The 16,091-nt window shown below is 73.4% G+C and carries 14 protein-coding genes and 1 pseudogene; 4 read left to right on the top strand and 11 right to left on the bottom strand.

The features are described 5' to 3' along the window. The first annotated feature begins 266 nt into the window (after window positions 1–266). Together ACSNOC_RS06715 and ACSNOC_RS06710 are read left to right on the top strand one after the other, a co-directional pair. A complete protein-coding gene (locus tag ACSNOC_RS06715) occupies window positions 267–1,289 on the top strand; it encodes an adenosine deaminase (protein WP_436746324.1) in 1,023 nt (340 codons plus the stop codon). After that, on the top strand, window positions 1,277–1,966 hold the full coding sequence (locus ACSNOC_RS06710) for a glycerophosphodiester phosphodiesterase (RefSeq protein ID WP_436746323.1): 690 nt from the start codon (window positions 1,277–1,279) through the stop codon (window positions 1,964–1,966). The genes ACSNOC_RS06715 and ACSNOC_RS06710 overlap by 13 nt, the downstream gene beginning before the upstream one ends. Before the next feature lie 10 nt (window positions 1,967–1,976). Here the strand turns inward: ACSNOC_RS06710 and ACSNOC_RS06705 are convergent, their stop codons facing one another. Together ACSNOC_RS06705 and ACSNOC_RS06700 are read right to left on the bottom strand one after the other, a co-directional pair. After that, entirely contained in the window at window positions 1,977–2,591 is a 615-nt protein-coding gene (locus ACSNOC_RS06705; RefSeq protein ID WP_436746322.1) for a Uma2 family endonuclease, read from the bottom strand. 67 nt (window positions 2,592–2,658) lie between these two features. Further along, on the bottom strand, window positions 2,659–4,092 hold the full coding sequence (locus ACSNOC_RS06700) for a gamma-aminobutyraldehyde dehydrogenase (protein ID WP_436746321.1): 1,434 nt from the start codon (window positions 4,090–4,092) through the stop codon (window positions 2,659–2,661). 416 nt (window positions 4,093–4,508) lie between these two features. On the opposite strand from ACSNOC_RS06700, the pseudogene ACSNOC_RS06695 reads away from it, so the two are divergent. Next, a pseudogene (locus tag ACSNOC_RS06695) lies at window positions 4,509–5,135 on the top strand (ABC transporter ATP-binding protein); the annotation flags it as partial. Further along, on the top strand, window positions 5,117–6,316 hold the full coding sequence (locus ACSNOC_RS06690; RefSeq protein WP_436746320.1) for a hypothetical protein: 1,200 nt from the start codon (window positions 5,117–5,119) through the stop codon (window positions 6,314–6,316). The pseudogene ACSNOC_RS06695 and the gene ACSNOC_RS06690, both read left to right, overlap by 19 nt. A gap of 212 nt (window positions 6,317–6,528) precedes the next feature. Here ACSNOC_RS06690 and ACSNOC_RS06685 read toward each other — a convergent pair whose 3' ends face one another. The 9 genes from ACSNOC_RS06685 to rpsB form a co-directional block, all read right to left on the bottom strand. Continuing rightward, window positions 6,529–7,587, bottom strand: a complete 1,059-nt coding sequence (locus tag ACSNOC_RS06685) for an ABC transporter ATP-binding protein (protein ID WP_436746319.1) — start codon at window positions 7,585–7,587, stop codon at window positions 6,529–6,531. Between the two features lie 2 nt (window positions 7,588–7,589). Next, entirely contained in the window at window positions 7,590–9,233 is a 1,644-nt protein-coding gene (locus ACSNOC_RS06680; protein WP_436746318.1) for an ABC transporter permease, read from the bottom strand. Then, window positions 9,230–10,312 carry a thiamine ABC transporter substrate-binding protein gene (locus tag ACSNOC_RS06675; RefSeq protein WP_436746317.1) on the bottom strand — a complete coding sequence of 361 codons (1,083 nt, stop codon included), beginning with the start codon at window positions 10,310–10,312 and terminating at the stop codon, window positions 9,230–9,232. The genes ACSNOC_RS06680 and ACSNOC_RS06675 overlap by 4 nt, the downstream gene beginning before the upstream one ends. A 187-nt stretch (window positions 10,313–10,499) precedes the next feature. Further along, window positions 10,500–11,606: a 23S rRNA (adenine(2503)-C(2))-methyltransferase RlmN gene (gene rlmN, locus ACSNOC_RS06670; RefSeq protein WP_436746316.1), complete on the bottom strand. Its 1,107-nt coding sequence runs from the start codon at window positions 11,604–11,606 to the stop codon at window positions 10,500–10,502. Between the two features lie 60 nt (window positions 11,607–11,666). Beyond that, window positions 11,667–12,677 (bottom strand): phosphatidate cytidylyltransferase, encoded by a 1,011-nt coding sequence (locus ACSNOC_RS06665; protein WP_436746315.1) that lies wholly within the window; start codon window positions 12,675–12,677, stop codon window positions 11,667–11,669. A gap of 81 nt (window positions 12,678–12,758) precedes the next feature. After that, window positions 12,759–13,316 carry a ribosome recycling factor gene (gene frr, locus ACSNOC_RS06660; protein ID WP_436746328.1) on the bottom strand — a complete coding sequence of 186 codons (558 nt, stop codon included), beginning with the start codon at window positions 13,314–13,316 and terminating at the stop codon, window positions 12,759–12,761. A gap of 49 nt (window positions 13,317–13,365) precedes the next feature. Next, window positions 13,366–14,103, bottom strand: a complete 738-nt coding sequence (pyrH, locus tag ACSNOC_RS06655) for a UMP kinase (RefSeq protein WP_436746314.1) — start codon at window positions 14,101–14,103, stop codon at window positions 13,366–13,368. Between the two features lie 166 nt (window positions 14,104–14,269). Then, on the bottom strand, window positions 14,270–15,106 hold the full coding sequence (gene tsf, locus ACSNOC_RS06650; RefSeq protein ID WP_436746313.1) for a translation elongation factor Ts: 837 nt from the start codon (window positions 15,104–15,106) through the stop codon (window positions 14,270–14,272). A 121-nt stretch (window positions 15,107–15,227) separates the two neighbouring features. Beyond that, entirely contained in the window at window positions 15,228–16,082 is an 855-nt protein-coding gene (rpsB, locus tag ACSNOC_RS06645; RefSeq protein WP_436746312.1) for a 30S ribosomal protein S2, read from the bottom strand. Window positions 16,083–16,091 lie beyond the last annotated feature (9 nt).

Genomic DNA, 16,091 nt, shown 5'->3' with positions numbered 1-16,091 from the left:
GGGTAGGGGTACGGGGGCGGGTAGGGAGGAACGTGCGGGTGCGCGGCGGGCCCGTACGGCTGCGGCGGCCCGGCCGTCGCGGGCCACGGGGGCGGCTGGGGCGCGCGGACGGGCGCCCGCTCGTCCGGCGGACGGAACGGGTTGTACGGCTCTTCGGCGCCCACAGGACCTCCACACTCCTCGGAGCCCTCACCCTAAAGGCCGAGCCCGCGCGGCGGGCTCCCGCCTACGATGTGCGGGCACGCGCACCGAGACCGGAGGGCCCGTTGTCCGACCTGACCGCGTTCATCGCCGGCCTGCCCAAGGCCGAACTGCACGTCCACCACGTAGGATCCGCCTCACCGCGCATCGTGGCGGAGCTGGCGGCCCGGCACCCCGACTCCCCGGTGCCCAAGGACCCGCAGGAGCTGGCCGAGTTCTTCAGCTTCCGGGACTTCGCCCACTTCATCGAGGTCTACATCGCGGTCGTCGAACTCATCAGGGACGCCGAGGACGTGCGGCTGCTGACGTACGAGGTCGCGCGGGACATGGCCCGGCAGAACATCCGCTACGCCGAGCTGACCGTCACCCCGCACTCGTCGGTGAAGCGCGGCATTCCCGACGTGGCGTTCATGGAGGCCATAGAGGACGCCCGGATCGCTGCGGAGCGGGACCTCGGCGTCGTGCTCCGCTGGTGCTTCGACATCCCGGGCGAGCTGGGCCTCCCGGCGGCCGAGGAGACCGCGCGGCTCGCGTGCGACCTGCGGCCCGAGGGGCTGGTCTCGTTCGGGCTGGGCGGACCCGAGATCGGCTGGCCCCGCCCGCAGTTCAAGCCCTACTTCGACCGGGCGATCGCGGCCGGGCTGCACAGCGTTCCGCACGCGGGCGAGACCACCGGCCCGGAGACCGTCTGGGACGCGCTGCGGGAGCTGCGCGCCGAGCGGATCGGGCACGGCATCAGCGCGGTCGGGGACCCCGAGCTGCTGGCCCACCTGGCCGAGCACCGGATCCCGCTGGAGGTCTGCCCGACCTCCAACGTGGCGACGCGGGCGGTGCCGTCGCTGGCGGAGCACCCGATCCGGCGGATGGTCGAGGCCGGGGTGCTGGTGACGGTCAACAGCGACGACCCGCCGATGTTCAGCACCGACCTGAACACCGAGTACGCCGTCGCCGCGCGCCTGCTGGACCTGGACGCGGCGGGAGTGGCGGCGCTGGCGAAGAACGCCGTCGCGGTGTCGTTCCTGGACGCCCCCGGCAAGGCCCGGCTGGCGGCCGAGATCGACGCGTACCTGGCCGCGTGGCAGGGGTGATCGCGGTCGCCCACCGGGGCGACCCGTACGAAATCCGGGAGAACACCCTCGCCTCCTTCCGGTCCGCCATCGCCGCCGGGGCCGACGCCGTCGAGCTGGACGTCCGTCTCTCGTCCGACGGCGTTCCGGTGGTGGTGCACGACGCCACGCTCAAGCGGCTGTGGGGCCACGACCTGCCCGTGGCCCGGCTGACGGCCGAGCGGATCGCCGAGCTGACGGGCGGCGGCGTCCCCACGCTGGCCGAGGCGCTGGCGGTGACGGCGCCGGTGCGGACGCTGATCGACCTGCCGGAGCGCGGACCGGCCGCGGCGCTGGCCGCGCTGGCCGCCGTCCGGGACTGCGGCGCGGGGGCGCGCGTCTGGTACTGCGGCGACACCGCCGCCCTGCGCGCGGTCCGGGCGGCCGACGCGGAGGCGGAGATCGCCCTGACGTGGAAGCGGACCGCGCGCCCGCGCGACGCGCTGCTGGAGGAGCTGCGCCCCCGCTGGCTCAACTACCGCTTCGGCCTGATCACCCGCGACACGGTGGAACGCGCCACGGCCGAGGGCTACCGGGTCGCCGCCTGGACGGCGGACAGCCGCCGCACGATGCGACGGCTGCTGGCCCTGGGCGTCACGGCGATCACGACGAACCGCGTGGCGGCCCTCCGCGCGGTCCTGACCGCGGCGGAGCGGTGAGGGGCCGGGGTCAGGGCCGCCCGTCGGACTCGTGCCGCGGGAACTCGTCGGTGCGCAGGGCGAGATCGATGCCCCAGGGCTTGAGGTCGATCGCCTCGCCGTACGGGAAGCGCGCGGTCGTCCCGTAGCCCTCGTCACCGGGCCGGGTGAACAGGTGGCACGTGGCGGTGCACGGGTCCGCGATGAGGCAGACGCCGACTCCGGCGCGGGCGTACGCCTGCTTCTTCTTGCCGTAGTCGTTGTCCGCGGTCTCGCGGGAAATGACCTCCAGGACGAACTCCACGTCCTGGTACTGCCACCGGCCGCGCGCGTTCTTCTTGGCGTCTTCGGCGAGCAGCACCAGGTCGGGCGCGAAGCCGTTGCGGTAGCCGGGGAAGTCGATCCGGACGTCCGACCTCAGGCGCGACCGCTCGAAGAGCGTGCGCACTTGGTCATACACTCCGGCGATGCTCTCCCAGTGATCGTCCCGCCGCGGCGTCATGCGGATGGCTCCCTCGACGATCTCGGTCGTGAAACCCTCGGGGATCTGCATGCGGTCCACGAGCTCGAACAGGCTGTCCAGCTCGTTCCGCGCGTCGCGCTCGGCCATCCCGGCCCGGTGGGTCCGTTCGGTCGGGACGGTCACGGTGACGCTCCTCCCCGCCACACCGGGCTGGGTGGCCGCGCGGTACAACGACACGCCCGGCGCCCGGTCACAGCGCGGTCATCACGTGCTTGACCCTCGTGTAGTCCTCCAGCCCGTACGCCGAGAGGTCCTTCCCGTAGCCGGACTTCTTGAAGCCGCCGTGCGGCATCTCGGCCACCAGCGGGATGTGGGTGTTGATCCACACGCAGCCGAACTCCAGGGCCCGCGACATCCGCATCGCCCGCGCGTGGTCCTTCGTCCACACCGACGACGCGAGCCCGTACTCCACGTCGTTGGCGTACGCCACCGCCTGCGCCTCGTCCGTGAAGCTCTGGACCGTGATCACCGGGCCGAAGACCTCGCGCTGGACGATCTCGTCGTCCTGGCGGCAGCCGGTCACCACGGTCGGGGCGTAGAAGTACCCGCGCTCGCCCACCCGGTGGCCGCCCGTGGTGACCGTGGCGTGGGGCGGGAGGCCGTCGACGAAGGCGGCGACCCTGGCCAGGTGACCGGGGTTGTTCAGCGGGCCGTAGAAGCAGTCCGGGTCGGTCACGTCGCCCGTGCGGACCTCCTGGGCCGCCTTGGTGAGCGCGGTGACGAAGTCGTCGTGCACCGAGGCGTGGACCAGCACCCGGGTGGCGGCCGTACAGTCCTGGCCGGCGTTGAAGAAGCCCGCGTCCCGGATGCCCTCGACGGCCGCCGGGAGGTCGGCGTCCTCGAAGACCACGCAGGGCGCCTTGCCGCCCAGCTCCAGGTGGACCCGCTTGAGGTCCCCCGCGGCGGCGGCGGCCACCTCGGTGCCGGCCCGCACCGAGCCGGTGATCGAGGCCATGGCGGGGGTGGGGTGCCCGACCATCAGCCGCCCGGTGTCCCGGTCGCCGCAGACGACGTTGAAGACCCCGGGAGGCAGGATCTCGCCCAGCAGCCCGGCGACGAAGACCGTGGAGGCGGGCGTGGTGTCGGACGGCTTCAGCACCACCGTGTTGCCCGCGGCCAGCGCCGGGGCGAACTTCCACACGGCCATCATCACCGGGTAGTTCCACGGGGTGACCTGCGCGCAGACGCCGATCGCCTCGCGCCGGACGAACGACGTCATCCCCTCCATGTACTCCCCCGCCGACTTGCCCTCCAGCATCCGGGCCGCGCCGGCGAAGAAGCGGAGCTGGTCCAGCATCGGCGGCAGCTCCTCCTGGCGGGTCAGCTCCAGCGGCTTGCCGGTGTTCTCGCACTCGACTGCCAGCAGCTCGTCCGCGTGCTCCTCGAACGCGTCCGCGATGCGGAGCAGCGCCCGCTGCCGGACGGCCGGGGTGGTGTCGCGCCAGGCGGGGAAGGCCGCCGCGGCGGCGGCCATCGCGGCGTCCACGTCGGCCGCGCCGGACAGCGGCGCGGTGGCGTAGGCCAGCCCGGTCGTCGGGTCCACCACCTCGGTGGTCCGCCCGTCGGCGGCGTCCCGGGACTCCCCGTCGATGTAGTTGCGCAAACGGCGCGGTTCGCTGGTCACGGCACCCTCCTGCCTTCCCGGGCCGACGGTCGTCGGGTCCCCCAGCCTATGCCCCCACCCCGGTCATACAACACTGCCACAGTCAGCAGATTCTCCCGTGCCACCCCCATCCGGGACGGAAAAACAAGCCATATGCCGACCGATGAAGAGAGATTTTTCGCCCGGCGTGCTTCTCGGTGCACCGTTCGGAGGATTCTGCGGACCGCCCCGCCGAGTCTGCCTCCGGCGCCCCGCGGGGCTGTGTCAGCGTGCGGGGGAGTCTGTGACCGATTCCCCGGCCGCTCGTTCACCCGGTCGGGGGAGTGAAGACCGCTACGAGCGGAGGTGCCGGATCCATGGCCCCACCCGACAACGATGTCCTCTGGGCTCGCGCTGTGCACTACGCCCACCACGGCTCGCCCGCGCTGCTGGGGATCTCCCTCGGCGTCCGGCAGGGCGAGATCCTCGCCGTCACCGGACCGCGCGGCTGCGGCAAGACCACGCTGCTCGGCTGCCTGTCCGGGCAGCTCGTGCCCGACAAGGGCGAGGTCTGGTTCAACAGCATGCCCGTCCACACCCTCACCCCCACCTCCCGCGAGCGGCTGCGCCGCGACCGCTTCGGCTGGGTCGGGGACAGCCCGCAGCTCCTGCCCGAGCTGACCGCCTGGGAGAACGCCGCGCTGCCGCTGCTGCTGGCCGGCACCGGCCACCGCAAGGCCCGGCGGACCGCGATGGAGTGGCTGGACCGGCTCGACGTCGGGGACTGCGCCCGCAAGCGGCCCGACGCGCTGCTCCAGGCCCAGCGGCAGCGGATCGCGATCGCCCGGGCGCTGGTGCACCAGCCGGACGTGCTGTTCGCGGACGAGCCGACCGCCCCGCTGCACCGGGCGGACCGGGCGCAGGTGCTGCGCACCCTCACCACGGCCGGCCGCTCGCACAGCATCACGGTGGTCCTCGCCACGCACGACCCCGAGGTGGCCACCCTCGCCGACCGCACCGTCCACCTCGTCGACGGCCGCGCGTCCGGCGCGGCCAGCACAGCCGCATGCTCGCTCTCCGCCTAGCCCGCGGCGCGGACCCGCTGGCCCTGTGCCGCAGGCTGCTGCTGACCTGCGCGGCCGGCGGCGTCGGGTTCCTGCTGCTCAGCGCCCTCGCCTACGCCGTCGACCACCCCGGAGAGGGCCGCCCGGCGGTGCTGCGCCTGGCCTGGTGCGCGGTGCCGCTGGCCGCCACGGTGCAGCTCGCCGTCGCGGTGGCCCGGGCGGACCCGGCCGCGCGGCCGGCCTCCGGCCTCGACATGGCGGGCATGGGTCCCGCCCGGCTGCCGGTGCTCGCCGCGATGTCGACGGCCCTTGCCGGGACGCTGGGCAGCGGGCTGGCGCTGCTGCTCTTCCTGCACCTGCGCGGCGACCTGGCCGGGCTGCCGTTCGGCGGCGCCGCCGCCGGGACGCTCGCGGCCGGCCGTCCCCTGCCGCTGGGCGCCGCCCTGACCCTGCTGTCCGTCGCGCCCGCGAGTGCCGCCGCCGCGAGCGCGCTCGTCATGCGGCCCCGGTCCACGGCCGTGCCGCCCCGGCCCGCCCCGCCGGTGGCCGACCCGTCCGATCCGCCGCGCCACGACCCGCCGGTCCCCGCGCCGCCTGGGCTGCCCTGGGGTACCGCCCTGATCACCGGGGGCATCGCGCTGAGCGCCTACGCCGGGACCGACGCCCCGGCCGCCGCCCAGGAGCCGGCCGGCTGGCTGCCGCTGCCCGGCGCGCTGGGCGGCGTGACGGCGGGCGTGGTCGGCGGCTGGCTGCTGATCGCGGCCGGGATCGTGCTGGCCGCGCCGGGCCTGGTGCACCTCTGCGGGCTGCTCCTGGCCGGCGGCAGGCCGGGCGTGGTGCGGCTGCTGGCCGGGCGGGCGCTCCAGGAGGAGTCCTGCCGCATCGGCCGTCCGGTGGGGGCGCTGGTCGCCGCGTCGGCCGCGCTGCTCGCGGCGCGGGAGCTGGACGGGCTGCGGGAGTTCGGCCCGCTGGGCGCCCTGGGCACCGGCGTGGTGCTGGCCTGCGCGCTGGGCACGGTGGCCACCGTCGCCGACGAGGGGCGGGCGGCGCGCCGGACGGCGACCGCGGCGCTGGTTCGGCTGGGCGCCCCGCGGATGCTGCTGCGCGGCGCGGTCGTGCTGCGGGCCACGGTCCTGATCTCGGTCCTGACCCCGGTGACCTGGCTGGCCGCCTACCTGATCGCCCTGCCGGCCGGCGCCTAGTCGGCCGGGACGGCACGGGTGGCGGCCCGGTCCCGGCCGGGGAGGCGGTACCGGGGCCGGGCCGCGGTCGGTGGCGGCCGGCCACGCCGACGGATCAGGATCCGTCCCGTACGGGTCTCTTGCGCCAGGCGGTCGAGGTACGGCCCGGACCATTCCCTTCCCCCCCGGGTCGGCCCGCACGACTGGAAACTTCCACCTTTTTCCCGTGCGTCTCAACGGAGTCGAGGCTCGTCCCCGGCGGGCAGCACGACCACCTCCGCGCGGTCGAACCGGAGCCCGACCGCCGCGCCCTCCGGCGGGGCCTCGTGCGGTGGGCACGCGGCCTCCAGCGAGGGCCCGCGCTCGGGGTCGAGGTGCAGCACCACGTGGTCGCCGCGGAACGTGCGCGCCCGGACCACGGCGCGCGGGCCCGCGTCCGGCGCGGTCGGGCGGACGCCGGACGGCCGGACGAGGAGTCGGCACGGGCCCGGCGGCGTGCCCCCGGGCACCGGCACGGCGCCCCAGGGCGTCTCGGCGGTCCCGTCCGCGCCGACCGTCGCTCCGGCCAGATTGCGGAAGCCGAGGAACCGGGCGACGAACGCGTCGGCCGGCCGCCCCCAGACCTCGGCCGGGCCGCCGGTCTGCGCCACCCGCCCGTCCCGCATCACCACCACCCGGTCGGCCAGCGCGAACGCCTCGCCCTGGTCGTGGGTGACGGCCAGGACGGTGGTCCCCAGGCGGCGGAAGAGCTGCCGCAGCTCGATGACCAGCCGTTCCCGCAGATCGCGGTCGAGCTGGCCCAGCGGTTCGTCCAGCATCAGCAGCCGGGGCCGGGGCGCCAACGCGCGGGCGAGCGCGACCCGTTGCTGCTCCCCGCCGGAGAGGGCGGCCACCGGGCGGCGCTGGGCGCCCGGCATCCCCACCAGGTCGAGCAGCTCGGCCACCCGTCGCGCGGCCTCGGCCCGGGGAACGCGGCGCATCCGCAGCCCGAACGCGATGTTGCCCGCCACGTCCCGCTGCGGGAAGAGCTGATGGTCCTGGAACATGAGCCCGACGCCCCGGCGGTGCACGGGCACCCCGGCCTGGTCACGGCCGGCCAGCCGGACCGTGCCCGCGGCGGGGTCGGTCAGCCCCGCGACCGCGCGCAGCAGCGTGGACTTGCCGCTGCCGCTGGGGCCGAGCACGCAGACCGTCTCGTGTTCCGCGACCCGCAGGCTCACCGCGTCCAGCGCGGTGCGGTCCGCGTACCGCACGGTCAGCCCCTCGGTCTCCAGCAGGGGCGTCGTCGTCATCGTCACACCAGCTCCGTCGTGCGCGCCGGCCGCAGGCTCTCCAGCGCGAGCAGGGTCAGCACGCACACCAGCATCAGGATCGTGCTCAGGGCCATCGCCTGCCCGTAATTCAGCTCGCCGGCCCGCCCGAGCAGCCGGGCCACGGCGACCGGCAGCGTCGGGGCGTCGGCGCGGGCGATGAAGACGGTCGCGCCGAACTCCCCCAGCGCGACGGCGAACGCGAAGCCCGACGCCACCAGCGCGGCCCGCCGCACCAGCGGCAGGTCCACCTCCCGCCAGACGCGGACCGGCGAGGCGCCGAGCACGGCCGCCGCCTCCCGCAGCCGGTCGTCCACGGCACGCAGCACCGGCAGCATCACGCGCACCACGAACGGCACGCCGACCAGCGCCTGCGCCAGCGGCACCAGGATCCACGACGACCGCAGATCGAGGGGCGGCTCGTCCAGGGCGATCAGGAAGCCGAAGCCGACCGTGACGGCCGAGGTGCCCAGCGGCAGCATGAGCAGCGCGTCGAAGCCGCGCGCGAGGCGCCCGGCCCGCCGGGTCAGCGCCGCCGCCGCGAGCCCGCCGACCAGCAGCGCGATGACGGTGGCGACGGAGGCGTAGCGCAGCGAGGTGGCCACGGCCTCCCAGGGCGCGACGAGGAACGTCCCGCCCTCGCTGGAGGCGAGCGCCCGGTAGTGGGCGAGGCCGTAGCCGTCCGGGCCGGACAGGGAGCGTTCCACGAGGACGGCCGGCGGCAGCAGGAGCAGCAGCGCGATCACGGCCAGCGTCCCGCCGAGCAGGCCCCACTGGGCCGCGCCGCGCGGCGGGCGGGAGGTGCGTGCCGGGTCCACCAGCGCCAGGGCGCTCTCCCGGCGGCGCACGAGCCACCCGTGGGCGCCCAGCAGCAGGGCGACGGCGGCGAACTGCAGCAGCGTGAGCACGGCCGCGGTCGGCAGGTCGAGGAGCTGCGCGGTCTGCCGGTAGATCTCGACCTCCAGCGTGGCGTACCTGGGTCCGCCGAGGATCTGCACGACGCCGAAGGAGGTGAAGGTGAACAGGAAGACCATCAGCGCGGCGGCGGCCACCGAGGGCGCGAGCGCGGGCAGCGTCACCCGGCGCCACGCGGCGAACCGCCCGGCCCCCAGCACCCGGGCCGCCTCCTCCTGGCGCGGGTCGAGCTGCGCCCACAGGCCGCCGACGGTCCGCACCACGATGGCGTAGTTGAAGAAGGCGTGAGCCAGCAGGATGGCCCACACCGTGGTGTCCAGCCGCACGCCCCACAGCTCGTCCAGCAGCCCGCCGCGGCCGAGCAGCGCGAGGAACGCCGCCCCGGTCACGACGGTCGGCAGCACGAACGGCACGGTGACGACGGCGTGCAGCAGCCGCTTGCCCGGGAACGACAGCCGCGCGAAGACGTAGGCGCCGGGCAGCGCCAGCGCCAGGGTCAGCGCGGTGGAGGCGGCGGCCTGCCAGACCGTGAACCACAGCACGTGCGCGGTGTCCGCGTCGGTCAGCACCTCACCGGCCCGCCCCCACTGCCAGGCGCCGTCCGCGCGCAGCCCGCGCGCGGTGATCGCGGCGACCGGGTAGGCGAAGAAGACGCCGAGGAACGCGACGGGCACCACCAGCAGCGCGAGCCGGGTCCAGCCCGCGCGCGTCACCTGACGACCAGGGAGGTCCACTGGTCGACCCACTGCTCCCGGTTGGCCGCGATCGTCTCCGGGGCGAGCGTCAGCGGCTCGTCGATCCGCTCACCGTACCGGGTGAACAGGTCGGGCAGTTCGGCGTCGGGGAGCACCGGGTTGACGAACATCTGCAGCGGCATGTCCTCCTGGAACGTACGGCTGAGCAGGAAGTCGATCAGCGCCCGGCCGCCCTCGGGGTTGGCGGCGCCGGTCAGCAGCCCGGCGAACTCGATCTGGCGGAAGCAGGTGCCGGTGGAGACCCCGGTCGGGGCCTCCTCGGGCCGCTCGTCGCCGCCGTACAGCACCCCGGCGGGCGGGCTGGTCGCGTAGGAGACGACCAGCGGCCGGTCGCCGGTGCCGGCGCCGGAGAACCGTTCGTTGTACGCCTGTTCCCAGCCGTCGACCACCTCGACGCCGTTGTCCGCGAGCCGCCGCCAGTAGTCCTGCCAGCCGTCCTCGCCGTAGGCGGCGACCGTGGCGAGCAGGAAGCCGAGACCGGGCGAGGAGGTGGCGGCGTTCTCCACGACCAGCAGGTCCGCGTAGGCCGGGTCGGCCAGGTCGTCGAACGTCTCGGGCGGGGTCAGGCCGTGGTCGGCGAACCAGGCGCGGTCGTAGTTGACGCAGATGTCGCCGGTGTCCACGGGCGTGACGCGGTGCGCCTCGCCGTCCAGCCGGACGTCCTCGGGTATCCGGTCCAGGCCCGCCGCCTCGTGCGGGGCGAAGATCCCGGCGTCCAGGGCGCGGGAGAGCAGGGTGTTGTCGACGCCGAAGAGCACGTCGCCCTGCGGGTTGTCCTTCGACAGCACCGCCTGGTTGACCACGACCCCGGCGTCCCCGCCGCGCAGCACCTCGACCCGGTAGCCGGTCTCCTCGGTGAACGCGGCGAGGACCTCGTCGGAGACCAGGAAGGAGTCGTGCGTGACGAGCGTGACCTCGTCCCCGCCGCCGCCCGGGCCGCCGTCCGCCGCGTCGTCACCGCCGTCGCCGCAGGCGGTTGCGGTGAGGGCGAGCAGGGCGGCGCTCATGGTCAGGGCGAGCGGGGCGGTGCGTCTCATCTGGCGTTCCTTCGCGTCCTCCGCGGAGGCGCGCGGGCAGCACGGACGAGAGCGATCCGGACTTCCTACCCAGCATGACCTGGGCGAGGTTCGAGGGTCTGCGGCCGGTGCCGCACTCTCAGCGCTGCGAGCGCTCCCCTGTCGGACTGTGTGATGGTTGTGTGCTCAAACGATAGCAGCCGCCGCGCTACCGCTCGGCCGCCGCCAACTGGCCGCAGGCACCGTCGATCTCCTGGCCCCGGGTGTCCCGGACGGTGACCGGCACCCCGTGCGCCTGGAGCCCGGCGACGAACGCCCGCTCGTCCTCCGGCCGCGACGCCGTCCACTTCGAGCCCGGCGTCGGGTTGAGCGGGATCAGATTGACGTGCGCGCCACGTCCCCGCAGCAGCCGGCCCAGCAGATCGGCGCGCCACGCCTGGTCGTTGATGTCCCGGATCAGGGCGTACTCCACGGAGATCCGGCGCCCGGACTTCTCGGCGTACTCCCACGCCGCGTCCAGCACCTCCCGGACCTTCCACCGGGTGTTGACCGGCACCAGCGTGTCCCGCAGCTCGTCGTCGGGCGCGTGCAGCGAGACCGCGAGCCGGCACGAGAAGCCCTCGTCGGCCAGCCGCCGCATCGCCGGGACCAGGCCCACGGTGGAGACGGTGATGCCGCGCTGCGACAGCCCGGCGCCGTCCGGGTCCGGGTCGGTGAGCCGGCGGATGGCGCCCGTGACGCGCCGGTAGTTGGCCAGCGGCTCGCCCATGCCCATGAAGACGATGTTCGACAGCCGCGCCGGGCCTCCCGGCACCTCGCCGTCGCGCAGGGCGCGCATGCCGTCCACGATCTGGTGCACGATCTCGGCCGTCGACAGGTTCCGCTCCAGGCCCGCCTGACCGGTCGCGCAGAACGGACAGTTCATCCCGCAGCCGGCCTGTGAGGAGACGCACATGGTGACCCGGTCCGGGTACCGCATCAGCACCGACTCCACCAGCGTCCCGTCGCGCAGCCGCCACAGCGTCTTGCGGGTGGCGCCGTCGTCGCAGCTCACGTGCCGCTGAGCCGTCATCAGCCGGGGCAGCAGCGCCTCGGACAGCCGCTCCCTGGCCGCCGCCGGGATGTCGGTCCAGGCCGCCGGGTCGTCGGTGAACCGCCCGAAGTAGTGGCGCGAAAGCTGACGGGCGCGGAACGGCTTCTCGCCCAACGCGGAGACCGCGTCGCGACGCTCCGCGGGCGTGAGGTCGGCGAGGTGCCGCGGCGGCTTCGCGGCCCCGCGCGGCGCGACGAAGGTGAGCTCTCCAGGTGCAGGCATGATGGAGCCAGTGTCGCAGATCGGCGGAACCGCCCGGCCCGCCCGGCGTCCGCGGGCCGGTCAGCCCGTGCCGACGAAGGCCAGGAACAGCAGCCAGGTCACCGGCGCGGTCGGCAGCAGCGAGTCCAGCCGGTCCATGATCCCGCCGTGGCCGGGCAGCAGCGTGCCCATGTCCTTGATGCCGAGGTCCCGTTTGATCATGGACTCGCCCAAGTCGCCCAGGGTGGCGCTGAGCGCGACCCCGAGACCGAGCACGAGCCCCTGCCACCAGGCGCCGTCGTCGATCAGGAACTCCATGGACAGCGCCCCGGCGGCCATGGCGAACACCACGGCACCGGCGAGCCCTTCGCGGGTCTTGCCCGGGCTGATGCGGGGCGCGAGCTTGCGCCGGCCCAGCTTCCAGCCGACGGCGTAGGCCCCCGTGTCGCTGACCACGGTGAGCAGCAGGAACGTCAGCACGCGCCAGGCGCCGTCGTCCGCGGCGAGCATCAGGGCCACGAAGGTGGCCAGGAACGGGACGTAGAAGGCGGCGAACACCCCGGCCGTGACATCCCGCAGATAGTTCTCCGGCGGCCGTGCCATGCGCCAGATCAGCACGGCCAGCGCGGTCAGCGCCGCGGCCACCCACGCGCCCTCCGCGCCGCGCAGATAGCCGCTCACCACCATGGCGGTGCCGCCGGCCGCCAGCGGCGGCAGCGGCACCCGGATCCCCTTGCGCTCGGCCAGCCGCGAGGACAGCTCCCACAGTCCCACGACCACGGCCACCGCTATCACGCCGACGAAGACGGGCTTGTAGACGAACAGCGAGGCGAGAATGACGGCGCCCAGGGCCAGCCCGACCCCGATCGCGGCGGGCAGGTCCCGGCCCGCGCGCTTCCTGGTCCGCTTCCCCTCACCGCCGTCCGGCCGCTGCTCGGGCACACCGCCGCCTGGCTCGGGCACGATCGACATAGGGCGAGTCTGCGCCGCCTCACCGGAATCGCGCAGGGGACCCGCCGGTACGGCGCGGGCAGGCTCGCGCGGCTCGAAGTACCCGGCGGCCCGGGGCGGCCCCCAGGATGAATCGTTCACAGGTGACAGCGTCCTTCAGCGGTCCTCGACATCATCAGCGGCATCCGCCGCCGGGCGGCGCCCGGGTCCTCGGCCGGAGCCTCAGACCTCGAGCAGCTCGCTCTCCTTGTGCTTCAGCAGCTCGTCCACCTGGGCGACGTACTTGGCGGTGGTGTCGTCCAGTTCCTTCTCACCGCGCCGGCCCTCGTCCTCGCCGACCTCGCCGTCCTTGACGGCCTTGTCGATGATCTCCTTGGCCTTGCGGCGGACGCCGCGGATCGAGATCTTCGCGTCCTCGCCCTTGGACCGGGCGACCTTGATGAACTCGCGCCGCCGCTCCTCCGTCAGCTCGGGAAAGACGACGCGGATGAGGTGACCGTCGTTGGTCGGGTTGACGCCCAGATCGGAATCGCGGATCGCCTGCTCGATGTTGCGCAGCGCGGTCTTGTCGAACGGGGTCACCACGACCATGCGCGCCTCGGGAACCGAGAACGACGCGAGCTGGTTGATCGGGGTCATGGTGCCGTAGTACTCGGCCACGATCTTGTTGAACATCGCAGGGTGGGCTCGGCCGGTACGGATCGCGGCGAGGTCGTCCTTGGCGACTCCGACCGCCTTCTCCATCTTCTCCTCGGCTTCGAGGAGGGCTTCTTCGATCACCACGTGCTCCTGGTTCGATGTGTTGACGTGTGTGGCGTGACGGACCGTTTCAGGCCCGGCGGCCCTGGCTGTTGACGAGTGTGCCGATCTTCTCACCCTTTACCGCACGGGCGATATTGCCCTCCGCGAGCAGTTCGAAGACCAGGATCGGCAGGTTGTTGTCGCGGCAGAGGGTGATGGCGGTGGAGTCCGCGACCTTCAGGTCCCGGGTGATGACCTCGCCGTAGTCCAGGGCGTCGAACTTCACGGCGTCGGCGTTCTTCGCCGGGTCGGAGTCGTAGACCCCGTCGACCCCGTTCTTCCCCATCAGCAGGGCCTCGGCGTGGATTTCCAGCGCACGCTGGGCGGCGGTGGTGTCCGTGGAGAAGTACGGCATGCCCATACCCGCGCCGAAGATGACGACGCGGCCCTTCTCCAAGTGCCGCACGGCGCGCAGCGGAATGTACGGCTCGGCGACCTGACCCATCGTGATGGCCGTCTGCACCCGGGAGTCGATGCCCTCCTTCTCCAGGAAGTCCTGGAGCGCCAGGCAGTTCATGACCGTGCCGAGCATGCCCATGTAGTCCGAGCGGGCCCGGTCCATGCCGCGCTGCTGGAGCTCGGCGCCCCGGAAGAAGTTGCCGCCGCCGATCACCACGGCGATCTGCGAGCCGTCGCGCACCACCGCGGCGATCTCCCGGGCCATCTTGTGCACGACATCGGGATCCACGCCGAGCCCGCCGCCGCCCGCGAAGGCTTCTCCCGACAGCTTCAACAGGAAACGCCGGGGTTTGTCGTCCTGGTTCATGGAACTCTCCTCGTGCACACACACCAAGGAGGCCACTGCCAGTGGATCCATACGGTTCCCCTGCTGGGCAATGGCCTCCTCGTCACGGCTGCGGTCGTCCGGCCGGGGGACCCGGCCGGACGGCCTTCCGCCCGACAATAGCCGGGTGACGTCCGTATCCGCGGGATCAGGCGCCGACGCGGAAGCGGGCGAAGCCCTTCAGCGCGACGCCGGCCTCGGTGAGGACCTTCTGCACGGTCTTCTTGTTGTCCTTGGCGAAGGGCTGGTCGAGGAGGACGTTCTCCTTGAAGAAGCCGTTCACCCGGCCCTCCACGATCTTCGGCAGGGCCGCCTCGGGCTTGCCCTCCTCGCGCGCGGTGGCCTCGGCGATGCGGCGCTCGCTCTCCACCACGTCGGCGGGCACCTCGTCGCGGGTGAGGAAGCGCGGGGAGAACGCGGCGATGTGCTGCGCCACGTCCTTGGCCACCTCGGCGTTCTCCTGCTCCAGTTCGACCAGGACGCCCACCTGCGGCGGGAGGTCCGGGCTGGTGCGGTGCAGGTAGGTGGCGACGTAGCCGCCGGCGAAGCGCGCGTACCGGTCGAGAACGATCTTCTCGCCCAGCGTCGCGTTGGCCTCGTCGACGAACTCCTTGACGGTCTTGCCGGCCTCGATCTCGGAGGCGAGCAGCGACGCCAGGTCGGCGGGGGCGGTCGCGAAGACGTGCTCGGCGATGGCCTGGGCCACGGCCTGGAACTTGTCCCCCTTGGCGACGAAGTCGGTCTCGCACTTGAGCTCGACGAGGACGCCCGAGGCGTTGTCCGGCGCGATGACGGAGACGACCGCGCCGTTCTCGGCGGTGCGGCTCTCGCGCTTGGCCACGCCCTTCTGGCCCTTGACGCGCAGGATTTCGAGGGCCTGCGCGACGTCGCCTTCGGCCTCGTCCAGGGCCTTCTTGCAGTCCATCATGCCGGCGCCGGAGAGCTCACGGAGCTTCTTGACGTCGGCGGCGGTGAAGTTCGCCATGGTTACGTGATTCTCTTCCCGGGAAGTCGTTCGGATCGCTTGGCCCCTGCCGGGGGCGGCGGAGGCGCCGGGCCACCGGCCCGCGCGCCCGCCGCCGGCCCGGCCGGGCCTATCGTCCGCGTCAGCCCTGCTCGGCGGGGGCTTCCGCGGCCTCGGCGGCCGGAGCGGTCTGCTCCCCGGCCGGCTGCTCCTCGGCCTTGGCCTCCGCGCCCACCAGGAGCTCGCGCTCCCACTCGGGCAGCGGCTCGCCGGCCGGCTTCTCGCCGTCCTTCGCCTCGGCGGCACCGGACCGGGCGATGAGGCCCTCGGCGACGGCGTCGGCGATCACACGGGTGAGCAGGGTGACCGAACGGATCGCGTCGTCGTTGCCCGGGATCTTGTAGTCCACCTCGTCCGGGTCGCAGTTCGTGTCGAGGATCGCGACGACCGGGATGTTGAGCTTGCGGGCCTCGCCGACGGCGATGTGCTCCTTCTTGGTGTCCACGATCCAGACGGCGCTGGGCACCTTCTGCATGTCGCGGATACCGCCCAGGGTCTTCTCCAGCTTCGCCTTCTCGCGGGAGAGGACGAGCAGTTCCTTCTTGGTGAGGCCGGAGGCGGCGACGTCGTCGAAGTCGATCGCCTCCAGCTCCTTCAGGCGCTGGAGCCGCTTGTGCACGGTCGAGAAGTTGGTGAGCATGCCGCCGAGCCAGCGCTGGTTGACGTAGGGCATGCCGACGCGGGCCGCCTGCTCGGCGATCGCCTGCTGGGCCTGCTTCTTGGTGCCGACGAACATGACGGTGCCGCCGTGCGCGACCGTCTCCTTGACGAACTCGTAGGCGCGGTCGATGTACGACAGCGACTGGAGCAGGTCGATGATGTAGATGCCGTTGCGCTCGGTGAAGATGAAGCGCTTCATCTTCGGGTTCCAGCGACGGGTCTGGTGCCCGAAGTGGACGCCGCTCTCCAGCAGCTCCCGCATCGTGACGACGGCCATGGCCGTTCT

Origin of the sequence: Streptomyces sp. URMC 129, from assembly GCF_051386415.1 — a bacterium.
Classification (GTDB): Bacteria; Actinomycetota; Actinomycetes; order Streptomycetales; family Streptomycetaceae; genus Streptomyces.
Note: the sequence above shows the minus strand (reverse complement) of the source record. Positions and strands in the feature narration are given on the sequence as shown.

Coding starts and splice junctions, on each gene's coding strand:
- ACSNOC_RS06690 (WP_436746320.1), top strand. CDS start 5,117: ATGCTCGCTCTCCGCCTAGCCCGCGGCGCGGACCCGCTGGCCCTGTGC.
- ACSNOC_RS06685 (WP_436746319.1), bottom strand. CDS start 7,587: ATGACGACGACGCCCCTGCTGGAGACCGAGGGGCTGACCGTGCGGTAC.
- ACSNOC_RS06675 (WP_436746317.1), bottom strand. CDS start 10,312: ATGAGACGCACCGCCCCGCTCGCCCTGACCATGAGCGCCGCCCTGCTC.
- rlmN (WP_436746316.1), bottom strand. CDS start 11,606: ATGCCTGCACCTGGAGAGCTCACCTTCGTCGCGCCGCGCGGGGCCGCG.
- pyrH (WP_436746314.1), bottom strand. CDS start 14,103: ATGAACCAGGACGACAAACCCCGGCGTTTCCTGTTGAAGCTGTCGGGA.
- tsf (WP_436746313.1), bottom strand. CDS start 15,106: ATGGCGAACTTCACCGCCGCCGACGTCAAGAAGCTCCGTGAGCTCTCC.
- rpsB (WP_436746312.1), bottom strand. CDS start 16,082: ATGGCCGTCGTCACGATGCGGGAGCTGCTGGAGAGCGGCGTCCACTTC.